Source organism: Micromonospora sp. R311, assembly GCF_056780015.1.
Window position 1 is genome coordinate 41,554 of sequence record NZ_JBSWCE010000041.1, and the last position, 19,021, is coordinate 60,574.

14 protein-coding genes are annotated in these 19,021 nt (G+C 65.9%); 8 read left to right on the top strand and 6 right to left on the bottom strand.

Annotated features, from left to right (window positions below; all coding sequences use genetic code 11):
• Positions 1–826 precede the first annotated feature (826 nt).
• The 3 genes from AC1WTP_RS28460 to AC1WTP_RS28470 are packed head-to-tail and all read left to right on the top strand — an operon-like array spanning position 827 to position 7,168.
• On the top strand, positions 827–2,815 hold the full coding sequence (locus AC1WTP_RS28460; protein WP_481652321.1) for a type I restriction-modification system subunit M: 1,989 nt from the start codon (positions 827–829) through the stop codon (positions 2,813–2,815).
• A complete protein-coding gene (locus tag AC1WTP_RS28465) occupies positions 2,812–4,044 on the top strand; it encodes a restriction endonuclease subunit S (protein ID WP_481652322.1) in 1,233 nt (410 codons plus the stop codon). Before AC1WTP_RS28460 ends, AC1WTP_RS28465 begins: the two co-directional genes overlap by 4 nt.
• Positions 4,045–4,048: 4 nt before the next feature.
• The gene (locus tag AC1WTP_RS28470; protein ID WP_481652323.1) at positions 4,049–7,168 is read left to right on the top strand and encodes a type I restriction endonuclease subunit R; all 3,120 of its coding nucleotides are present in this window, start codon (positions 4,049–4,051) and stop codon (positions 7,166–7,168) included.
• 68 nt (positions 7,169–7,236) lie between these two features.
• On the opposite strand, the gene AC1WTP_RS28475 is transcribed toward AC1WTP_RS28470, so the two are convergent.
• Both AC1WTP_RS28475 and AC1WTP_RS28480 read right to left on the bottom strand, forming a co-directional pair.
• A complete protein-coding gene (locus AC1WTP_RS28475) occupies positions 7,237–7,467 on the bottom strand; it encodes a hypothetical protein (RefSeq protein ID WP_481652324.1) in 231 nt (76 codons plus the stop codon).
• 10 nt (positions 7,468–7,477) lie between these two features.
• A complete protein-coding gene (locus AC1WTP_RS28480) occupies positions 7,478–7,606 on the bottom strand; it encodes a hypothetical protein (RefSeq protein ID WP_481652325.1) in 129 nt (42 codons plus the stop codon).
• Positions 7,607–7,905: 299 nt separating this feature from the next.
• On the opposite strand from AC1WTP_RS28480, the gene AC1WTP_RS28485 reads away from it, so the two are divergent.
• Together AC1WTP_RS28485 and AC1WTP_RS28490 are read left to right on the top strand one after the other, a co-directional pair.
• Positions 7,906–8,868 (top strand): AAA family ATPase, encoded by a 963-nt coding sequence (locus AC1WTP_RS28485; RefSeq protein ID WP_481652326.1) that lies wholly within the window; start codon positions 7,906–7,908, stop codon positions 8,866–8,868.
• A gap of 71 nt (positions 8,869–8,939) precedes the next feature.
• The gene (locus tag AC1WTP_RS28490; RefSeq protein ID WP_481652327.1) at positions 8,940–11,477 is read left to right on the top strand and encodes a S8 family peptidase; all 2,538 of its coding nucleotides are present in this window, start codon (positions 8,940–8,942) and stop codon (positions 11,475–11,477) included.
• A gap of 1,077 nt (positions 11,478–12,554) precedes the next feature.
• Here AC1WTP_RS28490 and AC1WTP_RS28495 read toward each other — a convergent pair.
• Together AC1WTP_RS28495 and AC1WTP_RS28500 are read right to left on the bottom strand one after the other, a co-directional pair.
• On the bottom strand, positions 12,555–12,752 hold the full coding sequence (locus AC1WTP_RS28495) for a hypothetical protein (protein ID WP_481652328.1): 198 nt from the start codon (positions 12,750–12,752) through the stop codon (positions 12,555–12,557).
• 113 nt (positions 12,753–12,865) lie between these two features.
• The gene (locus tag AC1WTP_RS28500) at positions 12,866–13,645 is read right to left on the bottom strand and encodes a TauD/TfdA family dioxygenase (RefSeq protein WP_481652329.1); all 780 of its coding nucleotides are present in this window, start codon (positions 13,643–13,645) and stop codon (positions 12,866–12,868) included.
• Between the two features lie 161 nt (positions 13,646–13,806).
• On the opposite strand from AC1WTP_RS28500, the gene AC1WTP_RS28505 reads away from it, so the two are divergent.
• Positions 13,807–14,220 carry an NUDIX hydrolase gene (locus AC1WTP_RS28505; RefSeq protein ID WP_481652330.1) on the top strand — a complete coding sequence of 138 codons (414 nt, stop codon included), beginning with the start codon at positions 13,807–13,809 and terminating at the stop codon, positions 14,218–14,220.
• A 10-nt stretch (positions 14,221–14,230) separates the two neighbouring features.
• Positions 14,231–15,493 (top strand): helix-turn-helix transcriptional regulator, encoded by a 1,263-nt coding sequence (locus tag AC1WTP_RS28510; RefSeq protein ID WP_481652331.1) that lies wholly within the window; start codon positions 14,231–14,233, stop codon positions 15,491–15,493.
• Between the two features lie 69 nt (positions 15,494–15,562).
• On the opposite strand, the gene AC1WTP_RS28515 is transcribed toward AC1WTP_RS28510, so the two are convergent.
• Positions 15,563–15,958, bottom strand: a complete 396-nt coding sequence (locus tag AC1WTP_RS28515; RefSeq protein WP_319462515.1) for a hypothetical protein — start codon at positions 15,956–15,958, stop codon at positions 15,563–15,565.
• 1,134 nt (positions 15,959–17,092) lie between these two features.
• On the opposite strand from AC1WTP_RS28515, the gene AC1WTP_RS28520 reads away from it, so the two are divergent.
• The gene (locus tag AC1WTP_RS28520; protein ID WP_319462516.1) at positions 17,093–17,410 is read left to right on the top strand and encodes a hypothetical protein; all 318 of its coding nucleotides are present in this window, start codon (positions 17,093–17,095) and stop codon (positions 17,408–17,410) included.
• A gap of 464 nt (positions 17,411–17,874) precedes the next feature.
• On the opposite strand, the gene AC1WTP_RS28525 is transcribed toward AC1WTP_RS28520, so the two are convergent.
• The gene (locus AC1WTP_RS28525; RefSeq protein WP_481652332.1) at positions 17,875–18,840 is read right to left on the bottom strand and encodes an SHOCT domain-containing protein; all 966 of its coding nucleotides are present in this window, start codon (positions 18,838–18,840) and stop codon (positions 17,875–17,877) included.
• Positions 18,841–19,021: the final 181 nt, after the last annotated feature.

Sequence of the window (19,021 nt, forward strand, 5' to 3'; positions counted from 1 at the left end):
GCCCGCCCATGACTCACCGAGCACATTCCGAGCGCTACCACCGGTTCCGCTCGTTCAGGCGGCGGGGGCGCGACAGGTTGCCGGCCCGTGCGGCGAGGCACGTCAACGGCCAATCACGCCGGCGTCGCGAACCTTCTGACGCTTCCGTCGGCGCACGTGCATGGGCGGGACGGCCTCCTGGTCGGATCCCGCCCATCGGCGTATCCCTTCTCCGCTCAGCGGTAGCTGCTACACCTGGAACATCGGCGGCTACCGTGTCGGCGCGAACGCGTCCGGCGCCGGTACGCGGCACACGGTGGGTGGTCTGACCGACCACGCCTTCCGGCTGGTGTCGCTGCTCGAGGCGGGCCGTAACGCGGACTGGCCGTGGCTGACCGCCGCGGCGGTTGGGTAGGCGTGTCGCGCGGGGTAGCGGGAAGCCCGGAGGGCCGCCGCAGAACGCCAGACAGTTGACCGGTGAGCGAGCCAGACAGTTGACCGGTGAGATGGTGGGCCGACAGCCGGCCGGCCGCGCGGGCTGGCATCCCGCGCGGCGTAGGTAGGAGAGCACTCAGGCCGCCTCGGCGAGCTGACGGCGGTCACGGGGCTGCGGTTGCTGCCTCCGGCGAGGGCTCCGGCTCCTTGCCATCCATAGGTGAGTATCGGGATGGCAACCCGCTCTGCAGGCGCGGGTTCGCATCCCAGCCCGGCTCTTCAACGGCACGGGTGTTGCGAGCGTCAGTGATGATCGGCGGGTGACAAGACTGTCGGTAGGCTTGGGTCCCCCGAGCCGCTGCACCTCTGGTGTAGGGCAACACGTCGACCCACAACCTGGAGCACCGACCACGTGAGCGCGCTCAGCAACTTCGTGTGGGGCATCGCCGATGTCTTGCGAGGCCCGTACAAGCCGAACCAGTACGGCAGCGTGATCCTGCCGTTCACGATCCTGCGCCGGCTCGAGTGCGTGATGGAGCCGCACCGCGAGGTCATGACGGCGGTGGTCCAGGAGGCAGCCGATGGCGGGTACGGCGCGATGTGGATCGCGAACCAGCTGCGCCGCCGTACCCGCACGGATGAGAGCGCGGGCCTGTCGTTCTGGAACACCTCCGCGTACACCCTCAAGAAGGCGCTCGAGGATCCGGACAACCTCGCGGCGAACCTGATCGACTACGTCAATGGCTTCAGTGCGGACATCGACGTCTTCAAGAACTTCGGGTTCGAGGCGCAGATCAAGGAGCTCGACGAGCACAACCGCCTCGGCCTGGTCACCCGCGGGTTCGCCGAGATCGACCTGCACCCGGACAAGGCGGACAACGCCGCGATGGGTGATCTGTTCGAGAACCTGATCTACAAGTTCGCTGAGGCCTCGAACGAGCAGGCCGGTGACTTCTACACCCCGCGCGATGCGATCCGCCTCCTGGTTGACCTCGTTTTTGCCGAGGACCCCGAGGCCCTGCGCGCCCCCGGCGTTTCCCGCAGCGTCTACGACCCGACGGCGGGCACCGGCGGCATGCTCTCGGTCGCCGAAGAGCACCTGCTGGCGATGAACCCGAAGGCGAACCTGAACCTGTTCGCCCAGGAGATCAACAAGCACTCCTACGCGATCTGCAAGTCCGACCTGCTCCTAAAGGGGCAGGACGTGTCTAACGTCCGCCTGGGCGACACCCTCGCCGAGGACAAGTTCGCCGACCGTGGCTTCGACTTCATTCTGTCCAACCCGCCTTTCGGGCAGGACTGGAAGGCCTCGGAGAAGCAGGTCCGCCGCGAGCACGAGGCCGCCAACGGGCGCTTCGCCCCAGGCCTGCCCGGGATCGGCGACGGCGCCATGCTGTTCCTGCTTCACGTTGCTTCCAAGATGCGTGACGTCGACGAGCACGGCCGTGGTGGTCGGGCGGGCATCGTGCTGAACGGTTCCCCGCTGTTCAACGGCGGCGCCGGTTCCGGCCCGTCCGACATTCGCGGGCACCTGCTGGAGAACGACCTCGTCGAGGCCATCGTCGCCCTGCCGACCGACATGTTTTACAACACCGGCATCGCGACCTACCTGTGGATCCTGGATAACACCAAGCAGCCCGAGCGCAAGGGCAAGGTCCAGCTCATCGACGCCACCGGGTTCGCCACCAAGATGCGCAAGTCGCTGGGCAACAAGCGGGTCGAGATCAGCGAGGCCGACCGCGCCAAGGTCTTGCAGGCCTACGCCACGATGGCGAACTCCGATATCTCCAAGGTTTTCGACGCCCTCGACTTCGCCTACTGGTCAGTCACCGTTGAACGCCCCCTGCGCCTGAACTTCGCCTGCACGCCCGAGCGCATCGAGGCCGTGGCCGAGCACAGGCAGCTGAGCAAGATCGACGGCCTGGTCACCTCGCTCGGGGCCTTCGGCACCGAGCTGTACCGCAATCGCGCGGACTTCCTGCGCGACCTCGGCAAACACCTCGGGGCCGCCAGCGTCCGCCTCACCCCAGCGCAGCGCAAGACCCTGTGGCAGACCCTCGGCGAGCGCGACGACGACGCCGACATCTGCACTGACTCCAAGGGCAACCCCGAGCCCGACACCGGACTACGCGACACCGAGATCGTGCCCTTCGGCTGGGGCAGCCACCCCAAGGCGCACGACGCAATGGAAGAAACGATCGCCGCGTACTTCGACGCCGAGGTCAAGCCCCACGTCCCCGACGCCTGGATCGACGAGTCAAAGACCAACGTCGGCTACGAAATCCCGTTCAGCCGCCACTTTTACCAGTACCTCCCGCCGAGGCCTCTCGCGGAGATCGATGCCGATCTGGAAAAGGTCGTCGCAGAGATCCTTGACATGCTCAAGCAGGTTGAAGCATGACCGATATGCTTCCGATCAAGCGGCTGGCTCAAGTCACGCTCGGGAAGATGGTTCAGCCGGAGCCGAAGTCAGTCAACGAGGTCGAAGCACCATACGTGCGGGCGGCTCATGTTCAGCCTGACGGACGGTTTATTGAGCTTCCCGAGCAGCGAATGTGGTTCACCCCAACAGAACTGCGTGCACTCGAACTCCGACGCGGTGACGTGATCGTCGTTGAGGGCGGTGCAGGTTATGGCCGGTCCGCGATGCTAACTGAGGATCTGTCCGGCTGGGGGTTCCAAAACTCGATCATCCGACTACGGGCGCGCGACGGCCTGGCCCACGGGAAGTTTATTGACTACGCGCTCCAGAGCGCGCTCCGCCGCGGTCACGTTGGTCTGGTTGCGAGTACCGCAACGATTCCCCACTTCACGGCAGAGAAGGTCGGTAGGTTCGAGGTTCCCGCGCCGTTGGCCGATGAGCAACAGCGGATTGCCGAGTATCTCGACCGCGAGATGGCCCAGATCGACGCCCTGATCGCTAAGCAGGAGCAGTTGATTGGGACCCTGCGTGAGCGCCGACAGGCTGTCCTGGACACAGAGTTCGAAGCGCTCGGGGCGAAGCGTGTGCAACTTCGACGTGGGATCCGCTTCCTCACCAGCGGATCGCGCGGGTGGGGCGACTACTACGCCGACGAAGGCGAGCGGTTTCTCAGGATCGGAAACCTGCCGCGCACCAATTTGACCCTGAGGGGAGATATCCAGTACGTCGAACTCCCTTCAGGCGTTACGGAGGGATCACGCACGCGGTTGAGGGGCGACGACCTCCTCTTCTCAATCACTGCCTACCTCGGGTCGGTAGCGGTGGTCACTGACGAGTGGGTAGGAGCGTATGTGAGCCAGCATGTCGCACTGTGCCGGCTCACCCCTTCGATGTTCGACTCGCAGTTCGTTGGCTACTTCATGCTCACGACTGAGGGGCAGGACCAGCTCAAGCTGGGCGCGGCAGGCGGTACGAAGGTCCAGCTTGCACTCGACGACATCAAGGCCTTGAGCGTCCCGCTCGTGCCCCTGGGCGCACAGGGAAAAATCGTGGCATCCATCGAGGCACAGGTGTCAAGAATTGATGCTCTGATCGCGAAGGCTGAGGAGTTCATCGGCCTGGCGCGGGAGCGCCGTGCCGCTCTGATCACGGAGGCTGTGACGGGCAAGATCGACGTGTCGACGGGCAAAGCGCGCGAGGGGGCATAGGCGGATGGTGGACGCGACGCGTGAGGAGGCGTTCGAGGTCGAGATCGCCGAGTACTTGGCTGCACACGGCTGGTTGTACTCGCCGAACGCGGACGGCTACGACCGCGAGCGTGCCTTGTTTCCGGCGGATGTGTTCGCGTGGCTGGAGGAAACCCAGCTGGAGGAGTTCGCGAAGGTCGTGTCGGTCGGTGCGACGTCGGAGGCGAAGCAGCGGACGCACCTGCTGGACACCCTGGTCAAGCGGCTGGACGCGAAGATGGAGAACGGCGGCGGCACTCTGAACGTGCTGCGCCGGCCCTTGTCGCACATCAATGCGAAGTTCCGGATGTGCCAGTTCGCTCCGGCGTCGTCCCTTAACCCCAAGACGGTGGCGGACTACGCAGCGGCGCGGCTGCGGGTGATGCGTCAGGTGACGTACTCGCCCGACGGTGGTGGCGGGCGGATCGACCTGGTGTTCTTCGTGAACGGCCTGCCGGTGGCGACGCTCGAGTTGAAGACGTACTTCAAGCAGCAGGCACGGTCGGCCGTCGAGCAGTACCGCAAGGACCGCGACCCCAAGGGGCAGCCGCTGCTGGCGTTCGGGCGGACGCTCGTGCACTTCGCGCTGGATGACGACGAGGTCTGGATGACCACGCGCCTGGCCGGGCTCAAGACGTTGTTCCTGCAGTTCAACCGCGGCACCGCCGATGGTGGGAAAGGGAACCCTCCGGTGCCGGGTGGCGCGGCGACGTCGTACTTGTGGGAGCGGGTGCTGCAGCGTGACTCGTGGCTGAACATCCTGGGTTCGCTGATGTTCTTGCGGCACGAGGAGGACACCGATCCAATCACGGGGCGTACCTCGAAGAAGTCGACCCTGATCTTCCCGCGGTTCCACCAGTGGGAGGCGGTCACCGAGCTTGTGGCGACGGTTGGCTGGGAGGGGCCAGGGGCGCGGTATCTGGTGCAGCACTCGGCCGGGTCGGGCAAGACGAACACGATCGCGTGGACGGCGCACCGCCTGGCACGTCTGCACACCGCCGAGAACGAGAAGATGTTCGACAAGGTGCTGGTGATCAGCGACCGGAAGGTGCTGGACCGGCAACTGCAGGACGCAGTGCGGCAGGTCGACAACACCTCGGACCTGGTGACCACGATCGACGCGGCTGAGGTGCGGCGGGCGGGCGGATCGAAGTCGAAGGCGCTGGCCGCTGCCTTGTCCGGGAAGTCGTTGATCGTGATCGTCACGATCCAGACGTTCCCGTTCGTGATGGACCTGATGACCGGTGACTTGGCCGGGAAGAACTTCGCGGTGATCGTGGACGAGGCGCATACCTCGCAGTCGGGCGCGACGGCGGCGGACCTGCGCAAGGTCCTGACTGCGGGCGGCGTTGAGGTTGCCGAGGACGAAGAGATCTCGGCCGAGGACGTGCTCAACGCGAAGATCACTGCAATGACGTCGGCTCGGGCGAACCCGCAGAACGTGTCCTACCTGGCCTTCACGGCGACGCCGAAGTCGAAGACGCTGACGTTGTTCGGGCGTAAAGACCAGGCCGATCCCAATGGGCCGCCGCGGGCGTTCCACCTGTACACGATGCGGCAGGCGATCGAGGAGGGGTTCATCCTCGACGTGCTGCGCGGATATCAGACGTACAAGACAGCGTTCGAGATCGAGCAGCGTGCCCGTGACGGCGTGCGCACGCTGACCGGTGGTGAGGACGCGGCCCTGGTGGACTCGAAGGCCGCATCGCGCGGGATCATGCGGTTCGTCAAGCTGTCCGAGGCGAACATCGGGCAGAAGGTCGAGATCATCGTCGAACATTTCCTGGCGAACGTGGCGCACCTGCTGGAGGGGCACGCGAAGGCGATGGTCGTGACCGACGGGCGGGTCCCCGCGGTGCGGTACAAGCGCGTAATCGACAAGTACATCGCCGAGAAAAAGTACCCGCTGAAGACGCTCGTGGCGTTCTCCGGGGCGGTGAACGATCCGGAGTTTGGGATCGAGGGCGCGACGGAGTCGTCGATGAACCCGGGGCTGGGGTCGGACCTGGCCGCGGAGTTCCGTCGGGCGGACTACCGGGTGATGATCGTGGCCGACAAGTTCCAGACCGGGTTCGACCAGCCGCTGCTGTGCGCAATGTACGTGGACAAGAGGCTCCCGGACGTGCACGCCGTGCAAACCTTGTCCCGACTAAACCGCACCTACCGCACTCCACGCGGGGAGCGGAAAGACAATACGTTCGTGCTGGACTTCGTCAACGACCCCGCCGACATCCAGGCTGCGTTCGAGCCGTACTACACCGAGGTCGTCGTCGAGAGGGAGACCGACCCAAACATCGTGCATGAGATCGGGGCCAAGCTCGCCGAGGCCGACATCTACTTGCGGTCGGAGGTGGACGAATTCGCCTCAGCATGGTTCTCGGGCGGGTCCCACACCGAGTTGGCGGCGGCGGTGAAGCCGGCCAAGGACCGTTTTGCGGCTCGTTACGAGGCTGCGCGTTCCCGTGATGATCGAGCGGAGCGGGAGCGGCTCGAGTTGTTCCGCAAGGACGCGGGAACATTCGTGCGGATGTATGACTTCATGTCCCAAGTCATCGACTACGGAGACACCGACCTCGAGAAACTGTGCGTGTACTTGCGCCAGCTGGTGCGGGTGATCGACGTCGACCGGGTCGCCACCGATGTGGACCTGTCCGATCTCGTGCTTAAGCGCGTTAAGCAGATCGACCGCGGCAAGGCGTCGATCACGCTCGGGTCCGTTGATGCGTCCTTACCGCCGATCTCTGGCGCCGGGTCTGGAGGAGTGAACCAGGACCCACAACTGGTTCGGCTGGTCGAAGTCATCGCGCGCATCAACGACCTGTTCGGCGGTGAATTCGGGCCTGCGGAGATTGAGGGATTCGTGAAGCCGGTCGCGGCTAAGGCCGAGCAAGCGCCTGGGATCGCCGACCAGATCGACAACAATGCCAAGGACCAGTTTCTCGACTCACGGGATCTGCGGGAGTCGATCGTTGACGCCGCGTTCGAAATAGAGTCGGCGGTTGGGAAGCTCTCCGGCGCGGCGATGGGCGATGACGCGCGGGCGGAGAAGCTGGTCCGGATCATCGGCGAGTTCATGTGGGAGAGCAGGCGCGAACGGAGCGCGTGAGTACCTTCCCGGGCCGCCGTCGTTGTCAGGACTACCGGCGTGGGCCGACGCGGCTGAGGACGGCCCGTTCAGCGGGAGTGGGGCACCCACACGTACACCCAAGGCGGACCCCTGCCTGCCTGGGACTCCAACTCGTACACGCCGGCGACGTCCGCGTCCAGCAGCTCGCCGCCGTACTCGACCCACAGCCATGACTGGTCAATCGTCTCGGGCGGTAGGCCGTCGTCGTTAACGGGCACCAGGAGGTTCCGGCCGTCGACCGGACCACCGACGGCCGGAACGTCAACGCGCTCCCACACTCTCTGATCATCAGCCGCCCGCCGCGCGGCCAGGCGTGTTTCCGCCGAACCAGCGCGAGCCTTGGCCGGACACCGTCCGGAGCGACATGCTCGCCGTCGGCAAGACCTTCACCTTCAAGAACAACAGCGTGAACGCCACGGTGCAGGTGCTTCGTTGTCACTGTGCTGTCTCGGCAGCGATTCGTGTCGGTTCGTGCTGACCAGTGGTTTCGTGTCTCGCCTGGGCTGGGCCGTGGCCCGAGGGGCGACGTGTGGGGTGAAAAACCATGTCCATGGCGGACAATCTCGTGGATCTTTGTCGCCAGGGGGCTCGGGTGGCAGGTCGCCCCGGCCCTGGGCCAGTGAGCTGCGACGCGAATCCGCGACCGACTCACCGTCGCGCCGGCCGGATGTTGATCGGTACGATAGAGCAATGTTGGACGCCTAGAGGACTGGGGGATGGGCATGGCGCGCGCGGACCTGCTCCTAGACCTTGTCGAGGCGGAGCGGCGTGGTGACCGTGCTCGGTTCCGAGTCTTGGTCGAGGCCGTCATTGCCGAGGAGCGTGCCAACCAGCACCATCTCCTCGCGGATCGCCTGTCTGAGATCATCACCACGACCGGTCAGGGTCTCTCCCGCGATGATCGCGCCTCGAGCGTGCGTGATCTAATGCAGGAGATAGTCCCGCACCGTCGCCTCAATGAACTAGAGCTTGCCCCAGTCGTCGGGCGCGTTGTCGCGGAACTCATCGAGGAGCAAAAACGCTCTGAACTTCTGCGCAGCTACGGCATCGATCCTCGAAATCGGCTGCTGCTGTCCGGCCCTCCAGGCAACGGAAAGACCAGCGTCGCCGAGGCCATCGCCACCGAACTTATGCTGCCGTTCTACGTCATCCGCTACGAGGGTGTGGTTTCCAGCTTCCTTGGTGAGACCGCATCACGTCTGGACAGCGCATTCGAGTTCGCCCGCACGCGCCGGTGTGTCTTATTCTTCGATGAACTCGACACGATCGCCAAAGAGCGGTCTGATGAGCACGAGACCGGCGAGATTAAGCGTGTGGTGTCCACGCTGCTACTCCAGATCGACCGTCTGCCGGCTCACGTCATCCTGGTTGGCGCCACTAACCACGGCGAGCTACTTGACCGCGCCGCTTGGCGTAGGTTCCAAGTGCGCGCGGAACTAGCTCCCCCCAGCCGCGCGCAGGCGACCCAATTCTTGGAGAAACTCGCCGCCCGGCTCGGCGGTGATCTTGGATTCGCGCCACGCACCCTGGCTGAAAAACTAGCGGGAGCGAGCTTCGCCGAGCTTGAAGAGTTCGCTCTCGATGTCCGGCGGCGCGCAGTCCTCGAACTACCCGATGCGGACCTGCGCCGAATCGTGCAAGAACGACTTGAGCACAGGCGTAGTCAGGCCGCTGAGTGAGCGGCGAGCGCCGCCCGCTTCTGGCCCTGGGGGCTCCCGAGGTCGGTGACCGGCACCCACAGTCCCCGTCAGTGCCGCCCACCGTTTCCAGTCCTGGTGCAGCTCGGCAGGGCGAGCGCCTGGCACCGCAGTTCCGCGCGCTCGTCGACGCCTTTGACAACCGGCGCGCCCAGCTTGCCGATGGACACGTGGACGAGGTCGACCCTGAACTCGTTCTTGTTTTCGATCTTGCCGGAAGCGTGAAGGACTTCCGCAACGCCGTCAACCGGATCGAAGGGCTGGAGTTCCTGTCTGAGTTTCTGGACGAAGACACCGAACCGGACGACGACTTCCATATGGTCAGCCGGCAGAGCGGACGGACTGGCGACAAGGTTCAGCATTCGCTGTATCTCGTCATGTCAAATGCGGAAGCAGCAGGCCAGCTCGTCCGCCTCTTCGAGCAGTGGCAGGCGAACCCGTCAATGAGCTTCGAGCATGGTTTAGGCAAGTTCCGCACCGCATTCGAGCAACTGCGTGCCATCCGCCGTTGGGGTGCCGCCGATCGCGTACGTGACACCGGCCTCATCGAGGAATGGCGAGAACGACTAGAGTTCGTGGGCCAGTCTCTCAGCCCGGTCCTGGTGGAAATCGAGCTGTGGTACCGCCGCGACGCCGAACAACGGACGGCCGCCGAAGCCCACCTGAACGAGATTGTCATTGCCGCCGGCGGCCACGTCAAAGACCGAGCCCAGATTGATGCCATCGCCTACCACGCGTTCCTAGTCGATCTGCCCGTCCAACAGGTCGAAGCGGTCCTTCAGCACGGTGTCGAGGCGATTCAACTGCTCACTACCGACGAGATCATGTTCGTCAGTCCCTACACCCCGATGAGCGTCGCACCACCGACCCTCGACCCACCGGCGGCGCAGGCCTTGCCTGCACCCGAACGTGTAGAGGGATTGCCACGAGTCGCATTGCTGGACGGGTTGCCGTTTGTCAACCACGATGCAATCGCCGGGCGACTCACAGTCGACGACCCAGACGGGCTAGGGCAGGACTACTCGGTGGCATCGCGACATCACGGCACAGCGATGGCCTCGCTCATCATCCACGGAGACCTCTCCGCTCCAGGCGCACCGTTAGATCGACCCCTCTATGTGCGGCCCATCATGCGACCACACGCTTTCGCCATCGGTTACGAACAGGTCGTCGATAACAAGCTGCTCACCGACCTGCTCCACCGTGCGGTCCGCCGCATCGTCGAGGGCGAGGGCCACCGAGCCGCCAGCGCGCCGAGCGTTCGCATCGTGAACCTCTCGATCGGAGCGGAGTCACGCGCCCTCGTCCGCCGCATGAGCCCGGTCGGTAGGCTCCTGGACTGGCTCGCCATCGAGTACAACCTGCTCTTCGTCGTCAGCGCCGGCAACCATCGGCACCCACTGATCATCCCGGCGGAAGCGGCCGACGATATCGAGGCGGCACGGACGCAAGCGCTCAAGGCTGCACGTAGCACCAGCCGTCAGCGTGGCATCCTCCCACCAGGTGACGCGCTGAATGCCCTGACCGTTGGGGCCATCCACGATGATGCGGCAGGTGAGCTCGATCTCCCCGATACGGTCTGGGACGTCACAGAACCCGGCATGCCAGCTCTCTACGGCGCCGTCGGGCCAGGCGTTGGCCGATCCATCAAGCCCGACCTGCACCACGTCGGAGGCCGCGCGCTCTACTCCAAGCCCGTCCGTCCACCCGGAGCAACGACTGTCGAGCTTGGACTCGCCGCCACCGCCGCGACAGGCCCCGGCACCCAAGTCGCAGCGCCAGGTCGCGCGGGAGCCACTCACACGACTGCCTTCACCTACGGCACCAGCAATGCGACCGCCCTGGTCACCCGAGAAGCGAGCCATATCCTCGACATCCTCGAATCGGGCGCGGACGCCAACGACGATCCGTCCTTCCCCGACGCGCTCTACCACCCCGTGCTCGCCAAAGCGCTCCTCGTCCACGCCAGCTCCTGGGCTGAGCCAGGCCGTCGACTTCGGCAAGCCCTGAATCCCGACCCCCAGCGCGCACGGCGCGAGCTGACCGCGTTACTCGGGTACGGAGTACTGGACGTCGCTCGGTTGGGAGCAGCCGCCACCAATCGAGCCGTCCTGATTGCCGGCGCATCGATCGGACGCGAGCAACGTCATACCTACAGCATCCCGATGCCGCCGTCACTGCGTTCGAAGGCCGCATGGCATCGAGTCACCGCGACCCTCGCATACATGGCACCCACCGCTGGGCACCTAACCAGATATCGCGCCGCCAAGGTGTTCTTCGAGACGCCTGAGCAGACGATGACTGGAGGCAGCCGAGTCGAGGCAGATCATCACGCTGTCCGTCGTGGCAGCTGTCAGCACGAGATAATCGAGGGCAGCCGTGCGATGGTCTTCGGAACGAACGATTCACTCCCGATCCACGTGGAGTGCATGAACGACGCCCAGACGCTGAGGGCGAGACAGACAGTCCGGTATGGACTCGTCGTTTCCATCGAGACCGCAGTCGAGACCTCGGCGACCATTCACGACGAAGTCCGCGCCCAGCTCCGAAGTCGGGTCCGTGCTCAGGCGCGCGGACGGGTGCAGGGTTGATGTCCCGACCTTATCGAGTCGCTGTTCCGAGGACCAGAAGGATCTCCGCCGGCACCCAGCATCGCAGGAACTACGATCCCTTCGGGCAACAAGGGTAGGTCAGCTCCGTTCACCGTTCAGCTGTACAATGGCGCCGGCGGAACCGAGGAGCGCAGCCCAAGCCGGAACGTCCCCCATGTCGAACTGCATGCTGCGAGCGTATCGGGCTCTGCAACTCTCACGAGCGGCAGCGATGCAACCATTTTTGTCGTTCCGAGCGCGCCAGGTCCGGGTGCTGCTCCTGCCGCCTTCTTGGGGCGCAGTGGAACCTATTCGCGCCACTGACCGGCGGTGCTGGCCCGCAGCAAGGCGATCGGCCATGCGCGGGGTCCCCGGCTCCGACTCGAACTCCCACCGCAGCACCGTGCCCGTCTCGGCGTCGCTGGCGCGGGCGCCGCCAGGGCGGGCTGGCGTTTGCTGCGGGCATCCGGACGGGCAGATCACTCGCAGCGGTCCTCGGCGCCTCACGTGAAGCAGGTCCAGGAGATCGGGGTGCGGTCATCGCAGCCACCCCAGGAACCGGCGGTGAAGTAGACCAGCGGGGGCCCAGCCCATGTCCTGGCTCGCAACGACCATGCAGGAGCCCATGTACAGGGCGAGGGAGATGGGAGCGCGTTCGAACTCGGCTCGCAGCTCGTGGCGTCGTGTGCGGCAGGGCCAGGGGGCACCGCATCCGGCGCAGGTCCAGATTGGCAGAACGGGTCCATGCGTGGTCATGGCGCCTCACCGGGCCGGTGCCCTCGCCTGATCGGTATGCGGTGTCTCGACCGGCAGGGCAGCCCACCGCCGCAGCGGCGGTCTAGCTTGATTTTGCTCCGTGACCACACCGGCCGGTGTCTACGTTCCGGGGTCAGGGTGTAGGAGACGATCTGCTCAGCCGGCATGGTCTCTGATTGCCGCCGGCGGGTCTCCTGGAAGAAGGTCATGTCGCGCTCCTCCTGCTGGTGGTTTCCTGCTTTCGGCTCCTGGCAACGCTTTCGGGGCCGAGCTTGGCTGGCCGTTCGCGCGGAGCTCGACCGGCGCGGAATCGCCCGACGGTTATGGACGTGGATTTCCCGGTTCGCGCATCGCGATCTGCTTGGCCGACTGTCTGCCGGGCGGCCGGGTGCATTCCGGGCAGCTGAGGGACGCTCCGCAGGCGCGGCACCATTGCAGCGAGCGCTTGAAGGTGAGCAGCCCGGCGAGGAATCCGAGCACAAGCGCTGCGCTGATGGCCGCGATCGAGGTCAGGTTCATGGCGTGCCTTCCGGACGCCGGTGTCGGCATCGTTGATTCGGTCCCGTGCTGGGCGGGCGCAGCTGTGCCACCCGCATGAGGTGGGCGGGGTAGTGATGTGGTATCGACGGACGTCAGGTGGCCCACGGGGCCGATTGCGGAGCCTCTGCTGGACGGAAACCGCTCGGCAGGGCGTAGGTGGGCAGCGGGTCACCGATGATGCGCAGCATCATGCGGTTGCCGTTGAACCGGGTTCTGCCGTGGAGCCAGCGATCGTTGAGCAGGATGTAGCCGTGGCCCTCACGTAGGTCAATTGGAATGGTGTGCTGATGGACAAGCGCGCGAAGTCGGTCGATAGAGGGCATGAGCATCGGCGCGAAGCGCGCAAGCTCGTCGAGGCGCAGCCGGACGGCTATCCGGCCCTCGGTCGTCTGTTCGAAGACCGCCCCGAGGTGGCCGGATCCTCCGCCGAAGTACGCGGATCGGGGCTGGGACAGCGCCGCGAGCATGGCGGGTTCGGTGCGGGCGATCTCGTCGTAGAGGTCGCGTCCGTCGACCAGATGACTGCGTCCGCCGGTCTGCGCCGGTCGAAGACAAGCCAGCATCAGGACGCGCGGTGGCCGGCATACGGCTGATCCTTCGGTGTGGGGCCAGAGCTCGCGGTCGGTGAAGCCCGCCACGCTGGTTTTTCCGTCGTTGGGCGCTGGCCGCTGGGCGATGGCGGTTACTCCGTCGGAGTCGCTGTCGCGGTGCGTGCGGACTCTGATCAATGACCGGGCTGTACAGAGCAGATCGTCGCGCTCGGCTCCGCCGTGGAAGATCGTGATGCCGTGCGTGGCGAGGCCACTCAGGATGCGAGCCGCGCTGCCCGGGTCGCATAGGTCGACGTGGGGCAGGTCATCGACGTCCCGCATCTGGTCACCTCCGGCGAATCGCGTTGTCGGCGTTCACCATGGCTGCACCTACCGCTTGGTTCAAGTGACGGATTGTCAACGCCGAGGCGCCCGATGTTGAGCAATGACCGTGCTACGTTCCGGACGGTCCAGGTCCAGCGCCAGTGGAGGGAAGCCGGTCGATGAGTTACCAGCCGCACGTGTTCCCTGTCTCCGTCAAGGGCGTCGTAGTTCGCAACGGCCGGGTGCTGTTGCTACGCAACGAGCGCGACGAGTGGGAGCTGCCGGGCGGAAAGCTGGATCTCGGCGAGGAGCCGGCGGGGTGCGTGGCCCGGGAGATCGCTGAGGAGGTCGGCTGGCAGGTCACCGCTGGCCCGCTGCTGGACGCTTGGCAGTATCACATCCGCGACGGCGTCGACGTTCTGATCATCACGTACGGCTGCCACGTCGGCACCGACGCCGATCCGGTCGTCAGCCACGAGCACAAGGAAGCCGGCCTGTTCACCGAGGCCGAGGTTGCGGCGCTGCGCATGCCAGACGGGTACAAGAAGTCCATCGCGACCTGGTACGCCAAGCTCAGTACCCGAGTCATGTAGGCGGTCGACGATGCGGTGCGGCGGTTGCGGGGCGACGGTCGGCCGCTGGAGCGCATCGCCGCTGTGCCCGGCTTGCCATGCCATCGCCGGTGCCGCCCTGCCGGTCCCTGTCCAGCGCCGTGGCGGCTCGGCCTTGTGGTTGTGGACCAGCGATACCGCACGGGCCGCGCTGGCCAGCGGCGATCTCGCGGTCATCATTCGCGCCTACCGGGCCGCGACCGGTGTGAGCCAACGGCGTCTAGCGGAGTTGCTCGGCTACGACCCCACCTACATTTCGATGATCGAAACGGGACGGCGGGAGATCAGCGACGTCGCCGCCCGGCTACGTATTGCCCGCCACCTCGGCCTGCCTGCGCACACGCTCGGGGTCAGCGACCCCGACGACGCCGACTTCACCGCGATGCTCCAGTTCGGCGAGTCGACCATCCGCCTCGCCGCGATCGCACGCCAGTCCGGCCATGGCGCCGAAGCCGTCAACGAACTCTGGCCGCTGGTCACCCGCCTAGAGAGCCGGGTCGCCGACGGGCACGTCGGGCGAGACGTGGCGCTCCTGCTCGCCCGCGCCCGCGCCGAACTCGGCGTCTCACTCGGCTACGTCCTGCCCGAGGAGCGACTGGTCAGTGCCGCCCGATGGACCGGCCGGGCGCTACGGCTGGCCGAACACCTCAACGACCAGGACCTGCTCGCCTTCACCCTCCGGGTACACGGCAACGAGCTACGCAAGGTCGAACGGCACACCGCCGCCGTTGCCCGACTCCGCCGCTCAGTGGAACTGGCGCCTGATCCCGACCGAGGTGCGGCCTTGGCACAGCTCGCCCGAGCCGCCGGCGAACTCGGCGACCCCGCCCTGTTCGACCACGCCATCACCAGCGCGTGGCGACTGGTCGACGCGAGACCCGGCACAGGACTCACCAGCCTGCACGCCCTCCATGAAGTGCACTTGCGCGGGCTGGTCCACACACGTCGACCCGACCTGGCCACCGACCTGCTCGATCGCCACCGTATGTCCGCCACCGCGATACCTCCGCAATGGCAGGCGATTCTCCACGTCACCACCGGGGAGGTGCTCCTGGCCCGCGCCGACGCATCCCAGGCCGAGGCGGCGTTTCAGGCTGCCATCACCATCGCCGAGGAGCACCGCCTACCTCACCAGATCCAGCGCACCCTCCGGGCCTGCGCGTCGCACCTTCCCGCTGTCGGAGAACTCGCGCGCCAAGCGCTGGAAAGGCTCCGCATCCCCGAGCTCAACCCGGCCGGCACCCAGGCACCATAATCGGCACTATGCGCGGGAGTGTCAGCCTGCTGGGGCCTTTCGCGCTGGGCCCGCGTCGCCGCGGGAGGTTCATTCCTTGCACTGACGTCGTCTTTCCAGCAGGTCAAAGCTCCCGGCGGCGAAGTCCGTTGCGTCTCTTGAGGCCTCCTGTTTCGTGGTGGAGCCCAGCCGCATCAACTCTCTGATGTTGTCGGCAGTCTCAGAGATCTCCGCGGGCTGTAGGAGGCCCTGATCTTCGATGAGCCAGCAGTCAAGAGCAACGGGCCACGTGCGCAACGAATCAACCTGCGCCGAACCGACGAGGATGCCCACGTAGGCCAACCGCAGCTCGTCTCCCCCAATCCTGGTACCGCCACCGACCGGCGACCAGGCGGGTGAGAACACGACGGGTAGCGCTGAATCGAGCACATCTGCACCGGCGTCGTTGCCAGGCATCCGTGCCGCGGTCGTGACGCTCTTGGGCACAGCTCGACCTGGCGCCGCGGCCTGTTGGGGGCAGAATCGACGGGCTGCCTCGTCGCGAGCGAAAGTTAGTAGCCGACGCCGTCGGTCGTTAGCCGGGGGCTCCCAGCGGACACCAAGGGCTTGAGCTAATGCCTTGCCTCTCGCGTTAGCAGCCGCAACTTGGGCAGCCAGGTTCTCTGGGGTGCGCGTGGGCAGAACGATCGAGCACCAGGCCGGTGGAACCGCCTGTAGCTGCCAGCCGAGGCTGTCGGCAAGTGGTGGATCTTCAGAGCGAACTCGGAGTAGGTAGGCGGCCATGTCCCGCCTTACCCGCCGGGCGCGCGGCCGATCGTAGGCGTCCTCGCCGCGATCGGGGATGTACGCCTCAGGAAGGCCGGCGTCCCGGGCACTGAGCTTGTCGTGGGCCTCGCCTTCCGCGCTGAGCCGGTCCCATGCTGTATCAGGAACGGGGGCCGATACCGACGGCGGAGCAACCTTTGGTGAAGGCGCGTCGGCCGAGCGGGCCGATGACGGGGGAGGCTGGTCGGGTGTGGCAGACGCGCCACAGCCAGTCAGGACCAGCGTCAGGACGGCCAGTGCACTATAAAGGCCAACACATCTCCGCCTGTCAACATCCGCGCCGCCGCCCACGTACGCCTCCCAACGTCGGAACTGTCTGCTTGCGGCCCATTAGACATCCCCTCACACGCAGCTGCCGTCCCCCTCACGCTCCCGCAGGCCGAGCCACGGGTCTCCGCATCTTTCGGCTGGAATCTGCCTACCCAGCCGCTCCGCCAGGTGGAGGGGCGCTCCGGCGAATGGTGGCCATATGCCCTGTTCGGCGCAGTCACGCTGCTGATCGGCTGCGTCGCCATGGCCGTGGTGACACTGGCCCGATGACTGACGGGCGGTGGCAGACCAGCACCCGACGCATCGACGTCCGGCGCTACCAGTGCGCGCTTGACTCCTATCCGCGCCGCCACCGCCGGCCTCCCCGACGCCGCGACCACCGCTTCCAACGGCGGGGACAGGCCGGCCGCTGAATCCGGGGTCCACCAGGAGCACCCGGGCGGCGCCCACCGAAGGGTGCGCCGTGGTGGCCTGCGCGGCCGGCAACCTTTGAGATGCCGGTTTAGATGCAGGTACTGTCAATCGGTGGTGAAGGTGGGGAGTCTGCCGCAGGACCAGCGGCTGGTACTGGCCGCGCTGTCCGGGGTCGCCGGACGGTACGGCAGCGGCGCCGATCGCAACGCGCCCCGCGCCGAGGCGATCGCCGCGGTGCACGAGGTAACCACAGACCCGCGGCTGCTCGGCATCCAGGCCGGCGTGGCGATCGCTGACCCCACCGGCGTCAGCGGACCGACGGTGGAGCTGCTGGAGGCGTCCGGCGCCGACATGCAGGTGGCCGCCGAGCACGCAGCCGAGGTGCGACAGCGCTTCGAGCAACAGGGTCTCAGATACGACACGACGTAGACCCCTCGCCGCCGGAGGTAAAGCCCTCGAACTGCTTCTCCTAGGCTTCCTCGACACGGTCATCCGGTGAGCACCTAAATGCGACCGGATCTGCCGCCACCGGTGCGGCCGACTCGAGTCACCCTGCCTGGGGCATGGCGCTGCCGTCCTGCTTTGCATCGAACTGCCACACTCGCTCCGATGGCTCGCTCGTAGGTATGGAAGACCCTGAAGCGCTCCTGACTGGGGGCGCCACGTTGACGGCAGCTCCCAACTGGCCATGGCTGTGATCGCCGCGGTCCTCACGGCCCGCCGAGCGCGTCCGAGCCGAGCCCGGCCGGACTGCTGCGGCCGTCGAGGGCTGGTGTCCAGACAACCCCATTGGGTGGCGTCACCCGGATTACGCCGGCCTGCCGTCGACCGTCGGCCATGTCAACGTCCCGCCATCACCAGATGAGTCGCGACGGTAGCGGGACCATCCAGGCTCAGATACGGCCCAACAGATCACGCTTCTTCGCCTCGAACTCCTCGTCGGTCAACACGCCAGCATCGCGCAACGATGCGAGCTTCTGCAGCGCGTCATACGGATCGTCGGCAGCTTTAGGGGGCGACGCTGTCGGCGAAGCCGTGTGCTGGGAAGACAATTCCTGTCGGATCGCATTGGCGAGCGGCTCAAGGTCGGATTTGATGATCCCCGATATAGAGGCGGAGGTTCCTGACGCAAACACGCTTAACTCCCCAGTACCCAACCCAGACTTGGTCTTCACCGACGAGATCGAACGTAAGGGGAAGTCCTCCTTCGCCTGGCCTATCACCCCGTGGAAAAGAAACAGCAGACGAACGTCAGTAAGTACCAAAATGCCCTGCTTGCCGGTGTAGGTCCCTTGAGCTATGGACCTGACGGTCTCGCCCTCGTACAGGTGCCCTGCGAGCATCTTCAGCTCACGCTTGCCACCTATCCGCCAACCCATGCGGGCGGCCGCGGCGACGGTGTCGGGGCGCTCGTCGCCGAGGAGTTCAGTCATCCTCTGCTTCTGGACCGCAGCAGAGTTCGCCTGCATGCGTTCGAGCCGCGTCTCGCCTGCAGCGTCCAGTTCGACAGCGGACGGGTCCGTTCCCGCCGCCCGGTTGTGCTCCACGACCGTTACCAGCCAGTCGTGCAGAGCCTTGAACTGGTCTCTGCTCTTGTATCGAAAGATCACTGTGTTCGGGTTCGACCCAGCCGTGCCAGCGCCCAACCTAGGTGGTGCCACACCGCCGAGACCGAGGGTCAACCAGCCGTTCACCATTAGGTTGGCCTCCTTGAGCACAACGCCAGACACGGCCTCCAACGGGATCCGACGTGGCCGGTCCACTACCAGTCCGCCGCTCCTCGCAGCGAAACCCGAGTGGGTCAATATCAAGTGGTCGTCCTCAGTGACGATCGTGCCGTTATAGCCCTTGTACTCCATAGCGCCATCCTGCATGGGGCGGCGCGCGCTTCGGGAGGGCCAAATCAGCCGTTGACGACAGACCGATCCGGTAGTGCGTTGCCCTAAGTAGCCGGGAGCACGCTTCGATAGCTCAGCGAAGCGGGCTACTGGTCAAGCGTTCTCGGCCTGTGTCGCCCCGCCATCTCGGGCGCTGTGCGAG

What these genes read in the sequence shown, in the direction of transcription:
- AC1WTP_RS28485 (WP_481652326.1), top strand. Translation starts at nt 7,906, where the DNA reads ATGGGCATGGCGCGCGCGGACCTGCTCCTAGACCTTGTCGAGGCGGAG.
- AC1WTP_RS28525 (WP_481652332.1), bottom strand. Translation starts at nt 18,840, where the DNA reads ATGGAGTACAAGGGCTATAACGGCACGATCGTCACTGAGGACGACCAC.
- AC1WTP_RS28470 (WP_481652323.1), top strand. Translation starts at nt 4,049, where the DNA reads ATGGTGGACGCGACGCGTGAGGAGGCGTTCGAGGTCGAGATCGCCGAG.
- AC1WTP_RS28510 (WP_481652331.1), top strand. Translation starts at nt 14,231, where the DNA reads ATGCGGTGCGGCGGTTGCGGGGCGACGGTCGGCCGCTGGAGCGCATCG.
- AC1WTP_RS28505 (WP_481652330.1), top strand. Translation starts at nt 13,807, where the DNA reads ATGAGTTACCAGCCGCACGTGTTCCCTGTCTCCGTCAAGGGCGTCGTA.
- AC1WTP_RS28500 (WP_481652329.1), bottom strand. Translation starts at nt 13,645, where the DNA reads ATGCGGGACGTCGATGACCTGCCCCACGTCGACCTATGCGACCCGGGC.
- AC1WTP_RS28465 (WP_481652322.1), top strand. Translation starts at nt 2,812, where the DNA reads ATGACCGATATGCTTCCGATCAAGCGGCTGGCTCAAGTCACGCTCGGG.
- AC1WTP_RS28495 (WP_481652328.1), bottom strand. Translation starts at nt 12,752, where the DNA reads ATGAACCTGACCTCGATCGCGGCCATCAGCGCAGCGCTTGTGCTCGGA.